Origin of the sequence: Kaistella antarctica, assembly GCF_900109615.1 — a bacterium.
Classification (GTDB): domain Bacteria; phylum Bacteroidota; class Bacteroidia; order Flavobacteriales; family Weeksellaceae; genus Kaistella; species Kaistella antarctica.
Genome location: NZ_FOIX01000003.1, coordinates 536504 through 559668 on the forward strand (window position 1 = coordinate 536504; position 23165 = coordinate 559668).

The 23165-nt window shown below is 36.1% G+C and carries 19 protein-coding genes; 16 read left to right on the forward strand and 3 right to left on the reverse strand.

Annotation, left to right across the window (positions count from 1 at the left end):
- Positions 1–196 precede the first annotated feature (196 nt).
- On the forward strand, positions 197–2269 hold the full coding sequence (locus tag BMX49_RS11025; protein WP_034720742.1) for an alpha-ketoacid dehydrogenase subunit alpha/beta: 2073 nt from the start codon (positions 197–199) through the stop codon (positions 2267–2269).
- Positions 2270–2410: 141 nt separating this feature from the next.
- On the opposite strand, the gene cax is transcribed toward BMX49_RS11025, so the two are convergent.
- Entirely contained in the window at positions 2411–3469 is a 1059-nt protein-coding gene (gene cax / locus BMX49_RS11030; protein WP_034721553.1) for a calcium/proton exchanger, read from the reverse strand.
- Positions 3470–3771: 302 nt separating this feature from the next.
- Here cax and ligA point away from each other — a divergent pair, with 302 nt between their 5' ends.
- The 9 genes from ligA (at position 3772) to BMX49_RS11075 (ending at position 13993) form a co-directional block, all read left to right on the forward strand.
- Complete coding sequence (ligA, locus tag BMX49_RS11035; RefSeq protein ID WP_034720744.1) at positions 3772–5778, forward strand: NAD-dependent DNA ligase LigA; 2007 nt, start codon at positions 3772–3774, stop codon at positions 5776–5778.
- Positions 5779–5801: 23 nt separating this feature from the next.
- The gene (locus BMX49_RS11040) at positions 5802–7220 is read left to right on the forward strand and encodes a leucyl aminopeptidase family protein (RefSeq protein ID WP_051803841.1); all 1419 of its coding nucleotides are present in this window, start codon (positions 5802–5804) and stop codon (positions 7218–7220) included.
- A gap of 143 nt (positions 7221–7363) precedes the next feature.
- On the forward strand, positions 7364–8575 hold the full coding sequence (locus BMX49_RS11045; RefSeq protein ID WP_034720747.1) for an ATP-grasp domain-containing protein: 1212 nt from the start codon (positions 7364–7366) through the stop codon (positions 8573–8575).
- A gap of 28 nt (positions 8576–8603) precedes the next feature.
- The gene (locus BMX49_RS11050) at positions 8604–9317 is read left to right on the forward strand and encodes an alpha/beta hydrolase-fold protein (protein ID WP_034720748.1); all 714 of its coding nucleotides are present in this window, start codon (positions 8604–8606) and stop codon (positions 9315–9317) included.
- Positions 9318–9373: 56 nt separating this feature from the next.
- Entirely contained in the window at positions 9374–10327 is a 954-nt protein-coding gene (locus BMX49_RS11055; protein WP_034720750.1) for an ATP-grasp domain-containing protein, read from the forward strand.
- 77 nt (positions 10328–10404) lie between these two features.
- Entirely contained in the window at positions 10405–11511 is a 1107-nt protein-coding gene (locus BMX49_RS11060) for a carboxylate-amine ligase (protein ID WP_034720752.1), read from the forward strand.
- Between the two features lie 37 nt (positions 11512–11548).
- Positions 11549–12379 carry a type 1 glutamine amidotransferase gene (locus BMX49_RS11065; protein WP_034720753.1) on the forward strand — a complete coding sequence of 277 codons (831 nt, stop codon included), beginning with the start codon at positions 11549–11551 and terminating at the stop codon, positions 12377–12379.
- A 116-nt stretch (positions 12380–12495) separates the two neighbouring features.
- Positions 12496–13680 carry a hypothetical protein gene (locus BMX49_RS11070; RefSeq protein ID WP_034720755.1) on the forward strand — a complete coding sequence of 395 codons (1185 nt, stop codon included), beginning with the start codon at positions 12496–12498 and terminating at the stop codon, positions 13678–13680.
- A gap of 97 nt (positions 13681–13777) precedes the next feature.
- Complete coding sequence (locus BMX49_RS11075) at positions 13778–13993, forward strand: hypothetical protein (protein ID WP_034720757.1); 216 nt, start codon at positions 13778–13780, stop codon at positions 13991–13993.
- A 27-nt stretch (positions 13994–14020) separates the two neighbouring features.
- Here the strand turns inward: BMX49_RS11075 and BMX49_RS11080 are convergent, their stop codons facing one another.
- On the reverse strand, positions 14021–15139 hold the full coding sequence (locus BMX49_RS11080) for a DNA polymerase III subunit (protein WP_034720759.1): 1119 nt from the start codon (positions 15137–15139) through the stop codon (positions 14021–14023).
- A gap of 291 nt (positions 15140–15430) precedes the next feature.
- Between BMX49_RS11080 and bamG the strand changes: the two genes are divergently transcribed.
- The 6 genes from bamG to BMX49_RS11110 all read left to right on the forward strand — a co-directional run bounded on the left by bamG (position 15431) and on the right by BMX49_RS11110 (position 20621).
- Positions 15431–16705, forward strand: a complete 1275-nt coding sequence (gene bamG / locus BMX49_RS11085; RefSeq protein WP_034720761.1) for a BamG family beta-barrel-assembly machinery protein — start codon at positions 15431–15433, stop codon at positions 16703–16705.
- 3 nt (positions 16706–16708) lie between these two features.
- Positions 16709–17299, forward strand: a complete 591-nt coding sequence (gene lptC, locus BMX49_RS11090) for an LPS export ABC transporter periplasmic protein LptC (RefSeq protein WP_034720763.1) — start codon at positions 16709–16711, stop codon at positions 17297–17299.
- A gap of 72 nt (positions 17300–17371) precedes the next feature.
- Positions 17372–18421 carry an anhydro-N-acetylmuramic acid kinase gene (locus BMX49_RS11095; protein ID WP_034721558.1) on the forward strand — a complete coding sequence of 350 codons (1050 nt, stop codon included), beginning with the start codon at positions 17372–17374 and terminating at the stop codon, positions 18419–18421.
- 18 nt (positions 18422–18439) lie between these two features.
- Positions 18440–19969 (forward strand): carbon-nitrogen hydrolase family protein, encoded by a 1530-nt coding sequence (locus BMX49_RS11100; protein ID WP_034720764.1) that lies wholly within the window; start codon positions 18440–18442, stop codon positions 19967–19969.
- 120 nt (positions 19970–20089) lie between these two features.
- Positions 20090–20338: a DUF2683 family protein gene (locus BMX49_RS11105; protein ID WP_034720766.1), complete on the forward strand. Its 249-nt coding sequence runs from the start codon at positions 20090–20092 to the stop codon at positions 20336–20338.
- Positions 20328–20621 (forward strand): type II toxin-antitoxin system RelE/ParE family toxin, encoded by a 294-nt coding sequence (locus BMX49_RS11110; protein ID WP_034720768.1) that lies wholly within the window; start codon positions 20328–20330, stop codon positions 20619–20621. Before BMX49_RS11105 ends, BMX49_RS11110 begins: the two co-directional genes overlap by 11 nt.
- Positions 20622–20713: 92 nt before the next feature.
- On the opposite strand, the gene BMX49_RS11115 is transcribed toward BMX49_RS11110, so the two are convergent.
- The gene (locus BMX49_RS11115) at positions 20714–23143 is read right to left on the reverse strand and encodes a TonB-dependent receptor plug domain-containing protein (protein WP_034720770.1); all 2430 of its coding nucleotides are present in this window, start codon (positions 23141–23143) and stop codon (positions 20714–20716) included.
- Between the last annotated feature and the right edge of the window lie 22 nt (positions 23144–23165).

Below are 23165 nucleotides of genomic sequence, written 5' to 3' on the forward strand. Positions count from 1 at the left end.
TTTGGTAAAATTAGCATTAAATTTCTTTTAAAAAAAGTTGCAAAAACGGAACTATTTTTAGTCGCACTGAATAAAGATAAACTGTCTAATCCGGTAATTCAAGAAGAAAACTTTAAAGCAAATTTTTAATAAAAGATTAATATACCATAATCTTAATCATTTCTATCTTCCACAAAAATTTTTATCTTTGTTAACTATGGAAATTATTAAAAAAGAAATTGTTTCTCAAGAGATATTGCTGAAGGCATTTGGTCACATGATGATTGCCAAAGCTACCGCAGATGTTTACGAAGAAAACCGAAATATTTGCAAATACGTCCACTCTACTTCCCGCGGTCATGAGGCGATTCAACTCGCCACCGCTTATCAGTTAACCAAAGAAGATTGGGTTTCTCCTTATTACCGAGATGAAAGTTTGTTGTTAGGAATTGGTTTCGAACCCTATCAATTAATGCTGCAATTATTGGCAAAATCAGACGATCCTTTTTCTGGTGGACGATCTTATTATTCCCATCCATCAAGTTTAGCAGAAGATTTTCCAAAAATAATTCATCAAAGTTCCGCCACCGGAATGCAGGCTATTCCAACTACAGGAGTTGCGCAAGGAATTAAATATATTCAAGAATTTAAGTTAAAAGAATACGAAAAAAATCCAGTTGTCATTTGCAGTTTCGGCGATAATTCCGTTACAGAAGGTGAAGTTTCCGAAGCTTTTCAGTTTGCCGCTCTTCATCAATTGCCAATTATATTTTTAGTTCAAGATAATGAATGGGGAATTTCGGTAACCAAAGAAGAAGCCAGAACTTCTGATGCCTATGATTTTGCCGCCGGATTTGTCGGATTGAATAGAATGAAAGTTGATGGAACGGACTTCGAAGCCAGTTTCGAAGCTATGAAAAAGGCAGTTGATTTTGTACGTGCTGAAAGAAAACCAATGCTGGTTTGTGCAAGTACAGTTCTAATTGGTCATCACACTTCTGGAGTTCGACGAGAATTCTATCGTGATGAGGACGATTTAGAAAAACACCGCGCCAAAGATCCAGGCGTCTTACTCAGAAAGCGATTGCTTGAAGAAGGCACCGACGAAGAACTTTTAAAACAAATAGAAAAGAAAGCCAGATTAAAAGTCGAACAAGATTTTCAAAAAGCCATCGCTGCCGAAGATCCTAAACCTGAAACCGTTGAAGACCACGTTTTCGCTCCCACTCCAATTACAGAAGAAGTTGGCGAAAGAGAGCCAGAAGGACAAGAAAAAATTGTGATGGTTGATGCAGCTATTCACGCGATTCAGGAAATTATGTGGAAACATCCGGAAGCTTTGCTGTACGGACAAGATGTGGGCGAAAGAATTGGTGGTGTTTTCAGAGAAACCGTGACTTTAGGAAAAAAGTTCGGTAATAAAAGAGTTTTTAATACTCCAATTCAAGAGGCATACATTATTGGGTCTACCGTTGGAATGAGTGCGGTTGGTTTAAAACCAATAGTTGAAGTTCAGTTCGCCGATTATATTTATCCGGGAATTAATCAGCTGATAACGGAGGTTTCAAAATCTTGCTACTTGAGCAACGGCAAATTTCCAGTAAGCAATATCATCCGCGTTCCGATTGGCGCTTATGGCGGCGGCGGACCGTATCACAGCGGAAGTGTCGAAAGTATTCTGGCAAATATTAAAGGAATTAAAGTTGCCTATCCAAGCAACGCAGCCGATTTCAAAGGATTATTAAAAGCAGCTTATTACGATCCAAATCCTGTCGTGATGTTGGAGCATAAAGGGTTATACTGGAGCAAAGTTCCTGGAACAGAAGATGCAAAAACAGTCGAACCGGCCGAAGATTATATCTTACCATTTGGCAAAGCAAACATCCTCTTAAAAGCAGACGAAGCGGAAACCGAAAAAGGCCGAACAATGCTCATCGTCACTTACGGAATGGGAGTTTACTGGGCGAAAGAAGCGGTGAAAAATTTCGAAGGAAGAGTTGAAATTGTCGATTTAAGAACTATTATTCCACTTGATGAAAAACTAGTTTTTGAACGAGCAAAACTTCACGGAAAATGTTTGGTGCTGACAGAAGAACAAATTCAAAACTCCTTCGCAGAAGCTTTTGCACACCGTATTTCGAACGAATGTTTCCGGTATTTAGACGCGCCAGTTGAAGCCATGGGTTCACTCAACCTACCCGCAGTTCCGATCAATTTAGTTTTAGAAAAAGAAATGCTTCCAAATGCCGAAAAATTGACCCAGAAAATAGAAGAAATGTTAAGTCAATAATTAAACTTTCCTTTTATAAATTTAAATGAAACTTAATGTTGTATCGTTCAACATTAAGTTTTTTGTTTTTACGGAAATATTTAAACTTTTCATTACACAAATCTTCAAGGTTTTTAATGAATTGTGGTTTCTGTTACATAATTATCCCCACCAAAAAGCCGTTGCAATAATAATATACAATCCAATTAAAGCAACTCCTTCCAACCAAATACTTTCGCCATCAAAAACGATGAATGCACTTACCATCACTGAAAGTGCCAAAGCTGCTAATAAAAGTGGACTCAACACGAAAGATAAAATTGCACCTCCCAAAAAGAATGAAAGTAAAATAAGTAAAGGATAAATAACCAGCGCAATCTGTAGCGAAGAATTCATAATCACACTAACTGCATAATCTGCTTTATTTTTTAAGGCCAACTGAATTCCAACCAAATTCTCAATAGCATTCCCAGCAATCGCAACTACGATCAAACCTGCAAAAACATCATTAATTCCTAAAGAATCCATGGCAGGTTTCAGCGCTTCAACAAACCAGTCCGACACAAATGCAGCACCAACTCCTGAGGCTGCCAAAACAATCAGCGTGATTGGCAGAGTCCAAGTCGCTTCCTCCGCCTCACCATTTTTGTCCGGCGTAATTGATTTATCTCCTTTAATTGAAAAACTTAAATAAGCTCCGAAAACAATCAGCAGCACGACCGCTACAATCACGTCCAAGCTATTCAAATGACTTTCTGCCGGCGTATGTAAATAATAAGTCAAGGTCGGAACAGCCATGGCTGCGACTGCTAAAATCATCAACACTGCATTCATTTTCGGTGGTTCAGAATGAAAATACTGCCGTCCGTTTTTTAAACCTCCAAACAAAATAGCCATTCCAAAAACCAAGACCGAATTTCCTAAAATCGATCCTACCAATGCTGCTTTAACTACCGTATCCAATCCCGCTCGTAAGGCAAAAATACAGACGAAAAGTTCTGGTAAATTTCCCAAAGCAGATTGCAAAACTCCCGTCGCTGCCGGTCCCATCCTGCTTCCTAACTGTTCCGTGGCTTTGCCAACAATCATTGCGACGAGCACCAATGCGACCGCAGCAAGTGAAAATAATAAAACGGAATTGAAACCTAAATGGGTCGCAAATCCTGTTCCACCTGCCACTAAAATTGCAGCTCCGATTAGGAAAATATCTTTCTTCTTCATCTTGAAATTTTTGTTGAATAAATATAAATAAAAAAATTTATTGAACATGTTTTTGGGCGCACATTTGACTACGTCGAATCTTCGATTTCCGGCTATCCATTGCAATCTTTTTTTTGCCTTGGCTAAATCCTTCCAAAAAAAAAAGGATTTCCATTGCTATCCGGGGCGCAGGCAGTTATAAAAACATATTCATTTCAATATTGTACCTATTTTTATCACTCAAAGAGATGTTTTGCTAAATCATAAATAATCACTTAGAAGTTTTAAAGGTTTTAGTATTTTTGTACAAATCCTTACTTAAGATGCCCGAAAAAATTCAACAAAGAATAGAAGACCTGCGTGCAGAACTTCATCAGTATAATTACGATTACTATATTTTAGATGCCGCTCCTATTTCTGATTTTGAATTTGATTTAAAATTAAAGGAGCTTCAGGAACTTGAAAAAATGCATCCTGAGTTTTACGATGCCAACTCTCCTACTTTGCGAGTGGGTGGCGAAATCACTAAAAACTTCCCGACTATTCAACATCAATTCAGAATGTATTCACTGGATAATTCTTACGATTTTGATGATTTAGAAGATTGGGAAAAACGCCTCATCAAAACCATTGATGAACCGGTCGAATTTGTAGCTGAGCTAAAATATGACGGTGCTTCGATTTCTATTTTATATGAGAATGGAAAATTGAAACAAGCCGTAACGCGCGGCGACGGTTTTCAGGGTGATGAAATAACGGCCAATGTGAAAACAATTTCAGATATTCCCTTAACATTAAAAGGTGATTTCCCAAGTCCATTTTTCATGCGTGGCGAAATTTATTTGACGCGAAAAAACTTTGACAATATAAATGTCCGTCGTGAAGAAGAAGGTTTGGATTTATTTATGAATCCGAGAAATACAGCTTCGGGAAGTTTAAAAATGCAGGATTCTGGGGAAGTGAGTAAGCGTAAATTATCAGCCGTACTCTATCAGTTTATCTCTGCAGAAACTCCGGCAGAAACGCATTGGGAATTATTGCAGAATTCCAGAAAATGGGGCTTTAAAGTTTCAGATCAGGCGAAATTATGTAAGAATTTAGATGAAATCAAAGACTTCATTAATTATTGGGATGAACATCGTCACAAACTTCCCTTTGAAATTGACGGAATTGTTTTAAAAGTAAATTCAATAAAACAGCAATCACAATTAGGGTTTACCGCCAAATCTCCGCGTTGGGCAATGGCCTACAAATTCAAAGCAGAAAAAGTAGAAACTGAATTGGTTACCGTCACTTATCAAGTTGGGAGAACTGGTGCAATTACTCCTGTCGCCAACCTGAAACCCGTTTTATTAGCTGGAACCATTGTTAAAAGAGCAAGTTTGCATAACGAGGATATTATCAAAAAACTCGGTTTGCATGAACACGATTTTGTCTATGTCGAAAAAGGTGGCGAAATTATTCCAAAGATTGTCGGTATTAACGAAGATAAAAGAAAGCCTGATAGTCAAGAAATCCAATATATTACGCATTGCCCAGAATGTGGAACTGAGTTAGTCAGAACTGAAGATCAGGCGATTCATTTTTGCCCGAATGATTTGCATTGTCCGCCGCAGGTTGTGGGAAGAATGATTCACTACGTTTCTCGGAAAGCTTTGAACATAGAAGGTTTGGGCGCTGAAACGATCGAACAACTGTATCGTGAAAAACTGGTTGAGAATCCGGCTGATTTCTATACCTTAACGAAAGAACAAATCTTGCCTTTGGAAAGAATGGCAGAAAAATCAGCCCAGAATATTATCGATGGTGTTGAAAATTCAAAACAAATTCCATTTGAAAAAGTTTTATTTGGAATTGGGATTAAACATGTGGGAGAAACGGTTGCTAAGAAACTGGCGAAAAACTTTGATACGATTGATGATTTAAAAAATGCCACGGCAGAAGACCTCATTCAGGTAGACGATATTGGCGGAAAAATCGCAGAAAGTATTGTGAACTTCTTTAATGATTCAGAAAATATCTTGATGATTGAACGTTTAAAATCTTACGGCGTTCATTTGGAAAAAGGAGAAAGCACGAGTGAAGTTTTAAGTACAGTTTTAGAAAATAAAACTTTTTTATTCACGGGGAAACTTTCTCTTTTCACCAGAGAAGCGGCCGAAGAAATGGTCGAAAAACACGGTGGAAAAAATATTTCTGCCGTTTCTAAAAACCTCAATTATTTAGTCGTTGGTGAAAAAGCTGGCAGCAAACTCAAAAAAGCGCAAGATATCGGAACCATTGAAATTTTGGATGAACAGGAATTTTTAGATTTAGTCAACCAACATTAAATAAATGTAATCCCAAACACAATATGATCAACATCAATTTAAGTAATCAAGAGATAAAATCAGTTTCTCAAAAGTTTTCTTTTTTCTCCGAAAAACAGTGGGAAAGTAAAAAGGATAATTTTAAAGATCAATTAAAGAGTTTATTCTCCGCGAAAAAGGACGAAACGTTTATCCTTTTGGAAGATGAGGCTGTTCATTATTTAATAGGACTTGGAGCCGATCCGAAGAATTTTGAAATTCAGGCGACCGCTGAAAAATTTACGTACGATTATAGAAAAAAAATAAAATCAGAAAAGACTTCCATCAATACTGAAAATTTTAATAATGATCAGATTGAAAATTTAGTAAAAGGTTTATATGTTGGAACTTATGAATATCCATTTAAAGCGAAACATGCAGTCTTCCATTCTGATTTTCAGCTGATCTTAAATGAAGTTTCAGAGGAAGATTTAAAAAATATAGAACTTAAAACATTAGCGATTTGTGAAGGACAATTTGCTTGTATGGAATGGTTAAATAAACCGCAAAATTTTAAAAGAGTTCCGCATATCTCTGAATTTCTGAATCAAATTGCAGAAAAATATAGTTTAAAACAAACCGTTTTCGATCGTAGAAAATCGGAGGAATTAGGATTGGGTGCTTTCCTTTCTGTTAATCAGGGAAGTTCGCAAGAAGCAGCGTTTACTATTTTAGAATATCAATCTGGAGTTGCTAATGCAAAAACAGTCGGCTTGGTTGGTAAATGTGTTCTTTTTGATACTGGTGGAATTTCGATTAAAGGTTCAGAAAATCTGCATTACATGAAATCTGATATGGGCGGAGCTACGGCCGTTATCGGAACTTTAATTGCTGTGGCCACTTTAAAACTGCCTGTGAATTTGATTGTTATTTTACCAATTACGGATAATGCAGTTTCTAATACTGCTTATATTCCGAGCGATGTAATTAGGGCTTACAACGGTAAAACAATCGAGGTTTTAGATACCGATGCCGAAGGAAGAATGACGCTCGCCGACGGACTTTCCTATCTCGCGAAAAACTATAAAACCGATGCTTTAATCGATTTGGCAACGCTGACTGGCAGTTCTGTTAGAATGTTTGGTTCTACTTGTAGCGCTTACTTTTCTAACAATGAAGCATTGAAAAAATTACTGGAAAAATCTGGAGATGAAACGAATCAGCGGTTATGGAATCTTCCTCTTTGGGATATTTGGAAAGACGACTTCAAATCGGACGTTGCCGATTTCAAAAATATATCATCAAAACCTTTTGGAGATTGTATTGTCGCCGGCAAATTTTTAGAACAGTTTATTGAAGGGCATTCGAATTGGGCGCATCTTGATATCGCTGGTGTTGCTTTCGGAAACGTACAATATATGAAAGAAAAGGGCGCAACGGGATACGGCGTTCAATTATTGGTCGATTTCCTGCAAAAGTTTTAACTAAAATTAGCATATTTAAAATTTTCTCTGTATAATTGAAATAGAATTTTCAAATATTGAACATACTTCGATAATTGATATTAAATACTTAAGGTAAAAGTGTTTCAATTTTTGATAATTCAATAATTATTAAATTCTATTACATGAAGGAGAAAACAATTGTTTGTATTTCCTGCTATTATAAAGGATATGATTTTATCGACGAGATGAAAAAGCTCGGCAATAGAGTTATCCTAATTGTTTCCGAGAGTACGAAAGAAAAAAACTGGCCATGGCATGCGATAGACGAAGTATATTATATGCCAGAAGTGGAACCATCTGTTTGGAATTTAGACCATTTAGTACAGGGTTTTTCTTATTTATTAAAAGGAACAAAAATAGATAGAGTCATCGCCTTAGATGACTACGACGTAGAAAAAGCAGCTTTGCTTCGCGAGTCTTTTCGCATTCCAGGAATGGGTCAAACTACGCAGCGTTACTTTCGCGATAAATTGGCCATGAGGCAAATGGCGAAAGATTCATATATTGATATTCCTCAATTCTCTTCCATTTTTAATGATGAAACAGTTAATGAATTTGTAGATAAAATTGCACCACCTTGGGTTTTAAAACCACGGTCTGAAGCTTCTGCAACAGGAATTGTTAAAATTAAAACAAAAGAAGAGTTATGGATCGCCATCGAGAATCTGGGAGATAAAAGATTTCATTTTCTTTTAGAAAGTTTTAAACCTGGCGATGTTTTTCACGTCGACAGTTTGGTTTACGACAGCGAAATCTGCTTCGTTTCGGCTTCGCAATATTTGTCACCACCGATGGAAGTTTCGCACGACGGCGGGATTTTCAGATCAAAAACATTAGGAAAAAAATCACCAGAATTTATTGCTTTAGAAGAAGCAAATAAAAAAGTTTTAAAAAGCTTTGGTCTGAAACATGGCGCAACTCATACCGAATTTATCCGTGGGAAAGAAGATGGAAAATGGTATTTCTTAGAAACTTCTTCAAGAGTTGGTGGCGCACATATTCCAGATTTGGTTGAAGCTTCCACGGGAATTAATCTGTGGCGCGAATGGGCAAGAATAGAAAACGCCTGGTTAAATGATACACCTTATCAATTAACAAAACCAACTGATCTTTATGGCGGACTGATCATCTGCTTATCTCGAGATAAAAATCCAGACTGTAAAGAATTTGAAGCACCAGAAGTATACAAATTTCTACCAATGGATTACCACGTAGGTTTGGTTTATCAATCAGATAAATCAGAGAGGATTAAGGAACTTTTGGATGATGCAGCAATGAAAATTAATGACCATCACCTTAGTATTATGCCGCCGAAATCAAAACCAACTTCCTAAATTTTCTTTTAATAAATCTAAAACCATTATGCCAAGAATTGAGCACACTGATTATTACTCGCATATCTTAGGAATGAGTTTGAGAGTTGAAGTTACGGGACATTTCGGCCATCCGATCATTATGTTCCCAACATCAAATGGGCAATACACTCAAAATCATGATTTTAAATTGAATGAAAGTATTAATCATTTCATCGATCAGGGAAAAGTAAAATTGTATAATATTGAAACTATAGATAAGTTCAGTTTCTATGACAAGAATATTTCTGCGGCAGAACGAATCAGAAATTACGAGCTGTATATGCAGTTTTTAATTCAGGAGTTTGTGCCCTACATTCAACAAATGCATTCTGTGCATCGCGTGGCGGTTGCAGGAGCAAGTTTTGGTGGATATCATGCGGCTAATTTTGCGTTTCGTTTTCCAAATGTGGTCTCTCATATGTTTTGTCTTTCTGGTGCATTTTCAATCCGGAATTTTATGGAGGGTTTTAGCAATGATTTGGTTTATTACAACTGCCCACGGGAATTTGTTAAAAATGACGAAAGCTTTAAATACCATCATATGCACATTGTCTTAAGCACTTCTGACCAGGATATTTGTTTAGAGCAGACGCGTGAAATGGCGGGCATTTTAGCTTCGAAAGGAATCGATCATTGGTATGATGAGCAAAAATGGATTAACCATGACTGGCCACTTTGGCGAATGGTTTTCCCCACTTTTATCGGCAGATTTTTCTCTTAGTTTTAAAGAAAAACATTTTAAAAAAAAACCACATTAATTAAAAAAAATAAAATATTATGGCAAAGAAAGTAGGAATTTTATTCGGTATGGAAGATACTTTTCCCTGGGCTTTTATTGATAAAGTAAATGAACTCGGTAAGGGAGAAATCATCGCCGAACCCGTAATGATCGATAAATTAGAGCAAGGTGAGGATTATGGATATGCTGTCATTATTGATCGAATTTCGCAAGATGTTCCTTTTTACCGAGCGTATTTAAAAAATGCGGCGCTCAATGGGACTTATATTATGAACAATCCGTTTTGGTGGAGTGCCGATGAGAAATTCTTTAATAATGCATTAATGTCAAAACTAGGAATTCCCTTGCCGAAAACGGTTTTGTTACCCTCAAATGACCGACCTACCGACACCACTGAAACCTCTTTTCGAAACCTAAAATTTCCGCATGACTGGGATTATATCTTTAATTATATCGGCTTCCCGGCTTATATGAAACCTCACGATGGCGGCGGCTGGAAGAATGTTTACCGCGTAGAAGATGCTGAAGATATGTGGACGAAATTAGGCGAAACGGGACAATTGGTGATGATGCTTCAGGAAGAAATTTTCTTTGAAGATTATTATCGAGTCTATTGTTTAGGGAAAAAATACGTTCACATTATGCCTTACGAACCGAGAAATGAGCACCATTTACGATATGCGACGACACACAAAACAGAAGGAAAAGCAAGAGAAAAACTTTTGAAAGTTATTCATGATTACACCATTGAAATGAATGAAGCTTTGGGTTACGATTTTAATACGGTAGAGTTTGCCGTGAAAGATGGAATTCCTTACGCCATTGATTTCTGTAATCCTGCGCCAGATGCCGATAGAAACTCGGTGGGTGAAGAAAATTTCGCCTGGATTGTTGAACATTCGGCTAAGCTAGCAATTGAAAAAGCGAAGGAATATGTTGCAGGTAAACCTAATATTTCGTGGGGAACATTTGTGAAAGATTCGATCAAATAACTTTTTTAGTTCAGTTTAAAAGTAACAAAGATCAATTTTTAAACTGACCTATTTTAATCCTTAAAAACACAAAAACGATGCATAGATTTACCATTGGCGTTGAAGAAGAATATCAAATTATTGATGCAGAAAGTCGTGATTTGGTTTCACATGTTTCCAAAATAATTGAAGGTGGCCACGCAACTTTAAAGGAAAACTTAAAACATGAAATGCACGAATCTGTTATTGAAATGGAAACTGGTATTTGCCAAAACATATCTGGCGTCCGTGCTGAGTTAACTGATCTCCGTAAAAGGCTGATTAAGGTTGCTCACGAAAATAACCTGCGTGTTTCTGGCGGCGGAACCCATCCTTTTTCTCACTGGAAAAACAATCCCATTACGAAAGATCAGCGGTACGATAAAATCGTGAGTGACTTGGGAGATGTTGCCCGCTCCAATTTAATTTTCGGATTGCACGTTCATATTGGGATTCCAAACCGGGAAGAAGGAATTAGAATTCAAAATGTGATGCGTTATTTTTTGCCTCATATCTATGCGCTTTCCACCAACTCCCCTTTTTGGGTCGGAAGTAAAACTGGTTTTAAATCTTATCGACACGAAGTTTTTGCGAAATTCCCGAGAACCGGAATTCCGAGTTATTTTAATTCAGTCGCGGAGTTTGATGCCTACATTGATTTGATGATTAAAACCGGAACCATTGATAATGCTAAGAAAATATGGTGGGATCTTCGCGTTCATCCATTCTACCCAACGATTGAATTTAGAATTTGCGATATGCCTTTGAGAACTGATGAAACGGTTTGTCTGGCAGCAATTATGCAATGTTTGGTCGCGAAGATTTATAAACTGCACGAACAAAATATGAGTTTCAGAAGTTACAGAAGACTTTTACTCAATGAAAATAAATGGCGTGCTTCTAAAGAAGGAATTGATGCTCATCTCATCGATTTTGGAAAAGAAACCAGCGTTCCTTTTGTGGCTTTATTGAAGGAATTACTTGAATTTATTGATGATGTAGTTGATGAATTAGATTGCAGAAAAGAAGTCGAATATGCCTGGGAAATTATGAAAAATGGTACTGGAGCAGACCGTCAGTTAAAGGTTTACGAAGAAACAGGAGACCTGAAAGCAGTTGTAGATTACATGATTGCAGAAACTGAATTTGGAATTACGTACGAATAAATTTGAATTTATTAAATTTGCATCGTAATTAAAGAAAATGAAAAAGTTAAAAATCGCCTTGCTTGATATGAACAATAATCATGTTAATCAAGGGATGCGCAATATCAGAGAAATTTCACAACAGTTTAAGGAACATGCTGATGAAGATGTTTCGATTACTCTTTTTGATGTAAGATTTAAAGATGAAATCCCTGATATTCAGGATTTCGATATATTTATTTCTTCTGGCGGTCCCGGAAATCCGCACAAAGAAGGCTATGCTTGGGAACCAAAATATGCCGATTTTTTAGATAATCTTTTAGAACACAATAGAGTTTCGGACCAAAAAAAGTTTGCGTTTTTAGTGTGTCATTCTTTTCAGGTCGCGTGTATCCACTGGAATTTGGGAAACATTTGTAAAAGAAAATCGTATTCGTTTGGGGTGATGCCAATTCATAGAACTGCAGAAGGTAAAGAAGATTTCTTGTTGAAGAATCTACCAGAACCTTTCTATGCGGTTGATTCCAGAAGTTATCAATTTATCGAACCCAATTACGAAACCATCAATGAGATGGGAACGAAAGTCGTGGCTTTGGAGAAGGTTCGTCCACATATTCATTTGGAACGAGCCGTAATGGCCATTCGATTTTCACCTGAAATCTTTGGAACTCAGTTTCATCCAGAAGCAGATCCAAAAGGAATGTTAGAAAATTTAAAAATTGATAAGAATAGAACGGCGATGATTGAGAATTACGGCGTTGAGAAATATCTCGAAACTGTCGACCGAATGGACGATTCCGATAAAATTGTCTTAACCCAAGCGCAAATTCTACCAAGATTTTTACAACACGCTTCACAAGAAATTATGAAAAGTTTAGTGATGGCTTAAGTCATTTTTATTAATGATGCAGCCGGTATTCGCAAAAGCTTTAAAACTTTAAAAAAAATAAATTGATGACGTGGGAAATAAATTCCCCGCATTGATTTTTAAATAAAACGAATACCATGATTCCAAAATATCGACAGCAATTTAATGCTGAATATACCACTGAAAAATATACCGCGCTTAAAGATGAACTTGCTAAACGAGCAGGAACAGAGGCACTTTTTCGAGTTTCAGAAAGTCCGATATTTTTAACGAGAGACTTTAAAGATAAATTAGATGATGCATGCAACAGCATTATTGACCAGATCAAAAAAATGTCGCCTGAGGAATTAGATCAAGCAGTTCCGGATAATTGTCGCGTGCCGAATGACCATCACAAACCTCACTTTTTAGCTATCGATTTTGGGATTTGCAAAAATCCAGAAACTGGAGAAATCGAACCTCAATTGATTGAATTACAAGCCTTCCCTACTCTTTATGCTTTTCAGGAGGAATACGAAGAAGTGGTTTCTGAGCTCTTTCCCTTTTTAAAAGATTTACGAACTTCACTTCCCAAACCCGAGTACATTCAGTATTTAAAGGAGGTTATTGTTGGCAATGAAAATCCTGAGAATGTAGTTTTAATGGAAATTTATCCAGAGAAACAAAAAACCAGTATTGACTTTGCTTTAACGGAAAAGTATTTAGGAATTAAAACGGTTTGTTTGACCAAAGTAAAAAAAGAAGGTAAAAAACTTTTTTATGAAAATGAGGGAAGACTAATTCCGATTCATCGAATTTATAACCGTGTGATTTTTGATGAACTAGATCACATCCTTAATTTAAAAACCGAATTTGATTTCCGGGATGAAGTTGACGTTACGTGGGTGACGCATCCAAACTGGTTTTTCAAAGTTTCAAAATATATCTTGCCTAAATTAGAACATCAGTACGTGCCGAAAAGTTATTTTCTGTCAGAATTTCCTGCTTCAGAAAAGTTAGAAGATTTTGTTTTGAAACCTTTGTTTTCTTTTGCTGGAAGCGGCGTTAACCTCGATCCAGTTCAAGCAGACATCGATGTTATTTCAGATAAAGATAATTTCATCATGCAAAGAAAAGTCTTTTACGAACCTCTTTTTGAAGACGTCAATGGCGAGTTTTCTAAATCAGAAATCCGCATGCTTTACCTCTGGAAAGAAAATGAAGAGAACCCTTTATTGATGGACAACTTAGCTAGAATGACTAAAGTTGCCATGGCTAATGTTGACTTTAATAAGAAAGACGCGATTTGGATTGGTAGTTCACTGGCATTTTTTGAAAAATAATCTTTCTTTTAATTGCTAAATATTATTAAAGTAAATTCATCTTTAATTAAAAATTAATTTAACTTTGATTCTTCAACAACAAAAAAAACAAAGCAAAATGAAAAAAGTTATTTCAGTTCTGGCCATCTCACTCTTCACTTTAGGGTTTGCCCAAGAAGCACCGAAAAAATCTTGCTGCGCCGGAAAGGACAAAAAAGATTGCAAGATGGCTGATAAAAAATCAGAGAAAGTTTGCACAATGAAAGATCACAAAGATTGCAAAGGCGCCTGTACTGCTTCCGAAAAGAAATCAGAGACGAAGAAAACCGCTTAGAAATACAACCACCGATTGGTGGTTTTTTTATATCTTTTTATGAATATAGCGCGAAAGCTTGATTCCTAAATCAGTCCAGATTATTTTGGTATTTCCGTTGCGTTCTAAATGATAATCTGCGGTTGAAATCTCTTCTAGAATGGCTTCGATATTGGCACCGTGAATAAACTTAGAAAAACTATCCCATTTAAAACCGCCCGACTCTATCTTTCTGTAGACCAAACTTTCATTACCATAATTTTGCAGCAAAGCCAGCCGAAACATTTCTGCACAATACTCTAGAAAGTTCATTTGTTTTTCACGATTCCAGGTTGCTATTTTTCTGCCCCAAAGAACAATGTTCTTCAGAAATTCAGGTTTCTTCTTCACTTGAAAAGCGTTTCGAACCCACATGACGAAATGTTCTTCAAATTCAGACTCTGTATTATCAGAGTGGGTTAATTTCTGAGCGGTATTAAAATTTCCCTGTGCTTGAAAAACAATTTCCCGTCTTCTGTCAGGGCTGATTTCGCGGTTCTTTTGTAGAACCTGATCAAGATCTTCTTCACTAATACTTGGAATTTCCACAATCTGTGTTCTGGAAAGAATCGTCGGAAGCATGAAATCTGTATTAGATGCAGTGAGAATGATGTAGGTATTCTTTGGGGGTTCCTCTAAAAATTTTAAGAATTTATTTGCGGCATCTGTATTCATTTTATCGGCTTGCCAAACGATGAGAATTTTACTGCCTCCTTCAAAACTTTTTAAGGCGAACTTCTTATTGATCTCGTCAATTTCTTCGACGTAAATGCTGAGTTGCTTATTTTCTGATTCTAAAATCTCATTCCAATCTTCATTATTAGAATAGGGGTTTTTTAAAATCATCTCTCTAAACTCATCAAAAAACTGATCTGCCAATCCGCTCTTACTGGACTTGAATACAGGAAAACTAAAATGCAAATCAAGATGATTGAGATGATCAACTTTAGACGAAGATTGGTCATTTTCTTTTCTTAAAATTTCTTTAGCAAACGCCATCGCCAAGGGCAAAGTTCCAAACCCATCTTTGCCGACAAATAACTGCGCGTGGCTAACCCGATTGTTACTAATGCTATCTTTCAGAAGCTTTTTCAGATTTTCGTGACCTACAATTTGTTCCCAATTCATGGTTCAAAGATAAATATTTTTGTTGGATGATTTAAAAGGTAATCGTTAAGTTTAAAGGTTATATTTAACAACCTCAAAAGTGCTGACAATTTTCTTTATCTTGCAGGAATTATCAGTTTTCTTTAAGTTAAAAATTTAAAATCGCTGTCAAATAAAAATCAGTCTGGAATAAGATTTTAACCAAAATAACAGAAATTTTTCCGTTTGATAAGGTTAACAAACTTTAACCAAACTTACTTTCACAATTCAGTAATATTTAAGATATTTGCGCATTATTTTTAAAAAGAGAGAATGAAAAGAATTTTTGTATTACCATTGATTGCCGCAGGTTTTTTCCTGAACGCACAAACGATTGGTAATTCTCCATATGCTGCCTTTGGAATCGGTGATGTTAAGTACGATAATACGACTGATATCAGTGCGATGGGTGGCATTTCTACCGCATATATTTGGGATTTCAACAACAACTTTAACTTTAGCAACCCAGCTGCTAACAAGAATTTAGAGTTAACCACTTTGAAAATTGAAGGAAGTAATGAGAATAACTTCTTTAAATCTAATAATGATAATTTGAGTGTGACGAAGCATTCATCGTATTTATCAAATGTTACGATTGCTTTCCCTATTTCCAATAAAGTTAAATTTGGGTTAGGTTATCAACCGTATAGTTCAAAAAAATACACTGTTTTAACTTCAGAAGTATTAGCAACTGGAACCAAGCAGGCAAGCCTTTATCGCGGTGAAGGAAGTTTGAGCACGGTTCAAGCTGCTTTATCTTATCAGATTACGCCTGAGTTTGCTTTTGGTCTTCGATCTAACTTCTTCTTTGGTAATCTATATGATATCAACGAGGTTACCTTTTCAGGAGCTGAATTGATTAACGGTTACGAAACCAAGAATAAAGTGAAAACTTTCAACTTTACTTTAGGATCCGCTTACCAGAAAAAATTAGAGAACGATAAAAAGTTCACTCTAGGAGCAACTTATACTTTCGGAAATACCGGTCAAATGGAAACCCGATATATTAACAGTACTTATTACTACTCCGCTGGAGAAACCAAAAATAATGAAAGTATTATTGAGGAAAAATATAGCGAAGATAAAAACCTAATTCCGATGGAATTCTCTTTAGGAGCGGGTTATGGTAAAGACGCCAAGTGGTTTGTAGGAACTCAGGTTGATTATAAAAAAGGGGAAACGATTCAATTTTTAGGAAAGCCTTTTGTTAATGATAACTCGTACAAAATTGCTGCTGGAGGTTGGTATTTGCCAAACTACAACAACTTTAGAAATTATTTCTCTCGCGTAACTTATCGTTATGGAGCCTATTATGAAAAGGGAAATCTCGCTTTTAACGGAACGAATATTAACCAATTTGCAATTACAGGTGGAATGACCCTTCCTTTTGAAAATAAGAGTGCCAGCAGAATGAGTGGAATTGACTTGGGACTTGAACTGGGGAAAAGAGGAACGTTGGATAATAATCTTGTTCGTCAAAACTTTATTAACCTGAAAATAGGAATTAATTTTGCAGATAAGTGGTTTAATAAACGACTTTATGATTAAGAGATGAATTTCATTAAAGAAATATTCTATAAAAATATAGCCGGCTTTTTAAGTTGTGCTATATTTTTTGCTTTAATATCCTGTGATGAAGATTTGACTAAGATTAATAAAAACAGGAACACTAATTTTCCGTCGCAAATAATTAATAATGCCAATATCGTTCAGCGGGATTCGGGGCTGATAAAGTTGCGTGCTACGGCTCCACTGATTGAGAAATATGAATATGTAGATTCGCCGTATATCGTGGCCAGAAAGGGAATTAATATTCTTTTCTATGATAAAAAGAAACCAGACGCGCCGGGAAAAATATCTGCGAAATATGCGAAGTTCAACGAGAAAAAGAAATTTTACGAAGCGAAAGGCAATGTAAAAATTATCAGTAATGAGAATCAGATGTTCGCGATGCAGTCGGTTTACTGGGATCAGGCAAAAAAAATAATGTATACCACCGACACTGTTTATGTGACTGATAAAGATGGCTCTACCTTGGTTGGCGCCAATGGAATGCGGGCTAAAGATGATTTCTCCGCTTATACCTTCTACAATAATTCGGGCGATATCAATGCGCAAAAAATTCCAGAAAAAGGAAGGTAAGCTCGCTGCTTTGCATTCGTGCATCTCTTCACTTTCGAGCATAAATTCATATATTTAAAAAATTTTAAAACCATGAAATTCCACGCTTTGGGTTTAATGTCTGGCACCAGCCTCGACGGATTGGATATTTGTTATGCTTCTTTCCAAAAAGAGGTTTCTGGCACATGGAACTTTAAAATTTTAAATGCTGAAACTTTTCCTTATTCTGAAATTTGGGAAAATAAGTTAAGAAATGCTATTCATTTATCTGCAGAAGAAATCTTCGAACTCCATTCGGAATACGGATTTTATTTGGGTCAAAAAGTTCAAGAATTTATTAACCAAAACTCTTTAGAAAAGATCGATTTAATTGCTTCTCACGGACACACCATTTTTCATCAGCCAAAGAAAAAGTTTACCGTTCAAATTGGAGATGGACGAGCGATTAGATTAGTCACCAATATTCCCGTAATTTATGATTTCCGCAGTCAGGATGTTTTAATGGGTGGAAAAGGCGCACCATTAGTTCCTATCGGCGATGAGAAGTTATTCTCTGAATATGATGCGTGTTTAAATATTGGTGGATTTTCTAATATTTCTTTTAAAGAAAATGGAAAAAGAATCGCCTTTGATATTTGCCCCGTTAATATTGTCTTGAATCTTTTTGCCAATAAATTAGGAAAAGAATTTGATGAAAATGGTGATTTTGCACGAGCCGGAAAAGTTGACATTGAACTTTTAGAAGAATTAAATTCAATCAGTTATTATAAAGAAAACCCTCCGAAATCATTAGGAATGGAATGGGTTTCTGAACATATTATACCAAAGTTAAAGGGTGAAAATCCTTTAGATATATTAGCAACATTTACAGAACATGCCGCGGTGCAAGTTGCAAAAGTCTTTAATGATCATGACCTAAAAAAAGTATTATTTACGGGCGGAGGAACGTATAATTCTTTTTTGGTTGAAATAATACAAAGTAAAACTAAAACTGAAATCATCATTCCAGAAAAGGAAATCATTGACTTTAAAGAAGCGCTGATTTTTGCGTTGATGGGAGTTTTAAGAATGACCAATGAAAACAATGTTTTGTCTTCAGCCACGGGAAGTTCGCACGATCACTGTTCCGGAATATTAGTTTAAAAAAATAAAAAAAGTTAGATGCAAATAGATATTAGACCTTTAAAAATAGAGGATTACGAAGAGCTTAAAGAGACGATGCAGAAAGCCTATCCGGCGATGTCGGAAAACATCTGGTCAAAAACAAGTATTAAAAAACTAATCAAAATATTCCCAGCTGGGCAAATTTGTATTACGGTTGATGACAAAATTGCGGCGGTTTGCTTGTCCCTAATTGTGCAGTATGAGTTGTATGGGGATGATCATACGTATAAAGAAATAACAGGAAACTATACTTTTAACACGCATTCTGATACGGGAACTGTTTTGTATGGAATTGAAATTTTTGTCGATCCAGAATTTAGAGAGTTGAGATTGGCCCGGAGGTTATACGATGCGAGGAAGGAATTATGCGAAAATCTTAACCTAAAATCGATTATCATCGGTGGTAGAATTCCGAATTATCACTTGCATAGCCATGAGCTTTCTCCCAGAAAATATATTCAGCAAGTTCGCAAGAAAGAATTATATGATCCGGTTTTAAGTTTTCAGCTGGCCAATAATTTTCTACCAGTTCGGGTTTTAAAAAATTATTTACCCGAAGATTTGCATTCAGCTGAAAACGCCGTTTTACTGCAATGGAATAACATCTATTACAGTAAGAAACCCAATACCATGCAGGATTCTGTGATTCGACTAGGTTTGGTTCAATGGCAAATGCGCCATTTTAAAGATATCGACGCGTTCTACGAACAAGTTGAGTTTTTCATAAATGTAATGGCAGATTATAAATCAGATTTCATAATGTTCCCAGAGTTCTTCAACACGCCTCTACTCGCTCCTTTCAATGATCTGAATGAGAGAGACAGTATGTTTAAACTGGCTGAACTCACTGAAGAAATTAAGAATAAACTTTCGCAATTGGCCATCGGTTACAACATCAATATTATTGGTGGAAGTATGCCTTTAGTTGAAAATGACGAGTTGTATAACGTCAGTTATTTGCTTCACCGAGACGGGAAAATTGACGAACATCGCAAAGTTCACATCACGCCGAATGAGAAAAAATTCTACGGAATGAAAGGTGGTGACCAAATAAAAGTGATCGACACCGACTGTGGAAAAGTTGGTTTGGTGATTTGTTACGACGTAGAATTCCCTGAATTACCAAGGATTTTAGCCGATCAAGGGATGAAGATTTTATTTGTGCCTTATCTTACCGATACTCAAAATGCCTACATGCGCGTTCGGAATTGTGCCTCTGCGAGAGCCATTGAAAATGAATGCTATGTTGCCATTGCAGGTTGCGTCGGAAATTTACCAGGTGTTAATAACATGGATATTCAATACGGACAAGCGGCAGTTTTTACACCATCTGATTTCGCCTTTCCCTCCAATGCGATAAAAGGGGAAGCGACACCAAATACAGAGATGACTTTAATTGTTGATGTCGATTTGAATTTACTGAAAGAACTGCATCATTATGGTGCGGTGCGAACGATGAGTGACCGCCGAAAGGATTTATATGATACGATTTCATATAATACCGAAACTGATTCGGACACAGAATAAAAATAGATCCCGAAACCATTTTAGTTTCGGGATTTTTATGGGTATAAATATTAGAATTTACATTGAGAATATTTCGATGGGAAAATTAATTTGTACATTTGTTTATATATTTTTACTACAATGCGGACACAAAATATTTTCATTATAGAACCAAATTCTTCAGAGCAAGCCGATGCTTTAAAGGCTTTTATCAAAGCATTGAAAATGAAATTTGTGATTTCTGAAAGTAATGTATTGGAAATCGGAAATCCTTTCACTCTTTCTGAGGACCAAAAGCAAATTTTGGACAGTCAAGACAATATTCTTCCCGAAGATTGTGTAGATGCTTTTAATTCTCTAGAAGAATTAAAAAAAGAATATGGACTTTAGGGTTCAGATAACACTTGTTGCCAAAACCAATCAAAAACAAGCTGTGGCATACTATAAAGAGAAAGCTACTTTAAAAGTTGCGCAGAATTTTTTGAAAGATTACGAAAAGACACTTTATAAAATTAAACAAAATCCTTACTACCAAATTTACTATAAGAATTTCCGAGGATTACCACTGAAAAAATTCCCGTACATCGTCTTTTATACTATTGACGAAAATTTAAAAGTAATTACTATTAAAGCCATTTTTCATACCTCTCAAAATCCAGGAAAATATCCATAAAAAACAAAACCAAATGCAATTGCAGTGGGTTTGTAGTTTATATAGAACAGAATCAAATGAAAAACGATTTTTAAATTTCTTCATCACAATACTTAAAGTTTAAATTCCAACTTCACATTAAAGAATCTCCCCGTCAATCTCACCGGAACTGGATATTGATAACCCGTATTCACATCATTCACCCATTGATTGGCAACAGTATTGATAATGTTGAACGCGTTGAAAATCTGTACTCCTAAAGTTAGTTCTTCAAAATTTCCCCAGAAACCACCGTTCACTTTATTGTCTTTTTGATCGATGAATACTTTTGATAAACCAATGTCAACTCTTTTATAAGAAGGCAAAGATCTTTGGTATTTGTAAGGTGCTTCAAAATCGGGTTTGCCAAATTCATCCAAGGAAATCGGTGTTCCCGACGGAAGTCCGTTGGCATAAACCAAAGTCAAATTGACTCTCATTGAAGGAAACTTAGGCATATAATCCTGGTAAAACATCGAGAATCTAAAACGGGGATCGGTCGGTCTTGGAATATCTCCGCGCCCATCAATATTTTCATAAACTCGCGAATAACTGGCAGAAATCCATGAGTCTACGCCTGGCACAAATTCTCCAAACAACCTCGTGTCAATTCCGTAAGCATAACCTTCAGAATTATTTTCACCAGAATATCTGATTCTTACATTGTCTAAATAATATGGAATCAAATGATCCATTTTCTTGTAATAGACTTCTGTGGTCAACTTGAAAGGGCGGTCAACCATTTTAAATTCGTAATCATTCGCCAAGATAATTTGCATCGAACGTTGTGATTTAATATCTGGATTAAACTTCCCATCGACATCTTTAATCTCTTTATAGAAAGGCGCTTGGTAATAAATTCCCCCAGAAACTTTGAATAACATATCCATATCCCAATTTGGTTTAATGGCAATTTGAGCACGTGGCGAAATAATGGTTTCATCATTAAAATCCCAATGAGAAGCACGAACTCCAGCGTTGACGAACATTCTGTTTTCACCCCAATAAAACTTTTTAGAATATTGCGCATAGCCAGAAGTTCTAGTCGGCTGAATATGGTTTGCGCCAGAAATACTATATCTCAAACGAAGCTGAGATGGATCCAAAGTTCCAGGCTCTGCATAATTCCGAGGCGTGCTGTAACCCAATGAATCGACTAACTGCCATTCATTCGTAAAGTCTCTTAAATTTTCTTTTTCGAATTTTACTCCGACTTCAAAATCAGTGTTGACGTTAGGTGAAAATTTCGTCTTAAACTGAGCACCATACGTTTTTACCAATAAGTCATTTCGTGCATGATCAATTTGTCCACCCACATCATAAGAGGCAATCGGCTCGCCAGTAACTGGGTCAAAGCTTTGCAACATATAACCAGAGGCAATCGAATAATATTCACGCTCGCGATTTTGATAGGCAAAATTATCTAAAGTAAAAGCCCATTTTTTATTGGGTTTAAAGTTAATGGACGCCGTGCCCATCATATTTTTATACTTGTCATCTTCCTTTCCATTGTAGAAAACGCTCAGTTTTAAAGGAGATTGCAACGTTCCAAATTCAACTTCCTTCACTTTAGGAATCATTTCGTAATCGTTTTTACTCCAATATCCGATGAAAGAAAATCCCCATTTATCATTTAATTTATAATTGATGTAGGTTTGGAAATCCATGTACTGCGGATTAAAGTCAGTGTCCTCTTTCAAAGTATTTAAAACCAAATTGGTGTTTCGATACCGTCCAGAAATCATTGCTGATAACTTTTTATCCTTGGACGCAAAACCTGTCGATAGTCTTCCACCAATTAAACTCGCTTCACCAGAAATTTCGAATTTCGTGGGTTGACGGTAGTAAATATTTAAAGATGAAGACATCTTATCGCCATATTTCGCTTCAAATCCACCCGCCGAAAAATTAATAGACCGAACCATATCGGGATTGATAATACTCAATCCTTCTTGTAAAGAATTACGAATTAAAAACGGACGATAGATTTCAATATCATTAATGTAAATAAGGTTTTCATCATAGTTTCCACCTCTTACCATGTATTGCGAAGAAAGTTCGGCGTTGGAATTTACGGAGGGTAAAGTTTTCAAAAGTCCCTCTACACCACCAGAAAGTGAAGCAACTTGCTGTGCTTCTTTGGTAGAAATTTCCATTGAAGTTAAGTCGGTCACTTTTACTTTTCCTTTTTTCTGAAAAACAACTTCTTCAATTTCAGTTTCTCTTTCGGCTTTTACGAACAGAACATTTACATTTTGGAGTTTTGGAGTTATTTTAATGTTTTTATTAAAACCCCTAAAATTTCCTTTTTGTACAGAAAGAAGTTGCTCAGCATCCGCAATCGGAATCTTTACAAAACCGGTATCGTCAGTCGTAAAATTTTGATTGTTGTAAGATACATTGGCTTCGGAAACCGGTTTGCCATCTTCATCCAACACTTTCAGATTAATTTGCGAAAACGCAAAAACGGGCATCACCAAAAGGAGTAATAGAATTTTTTTCAAGGTAAAAAATTTAGATTTTAAA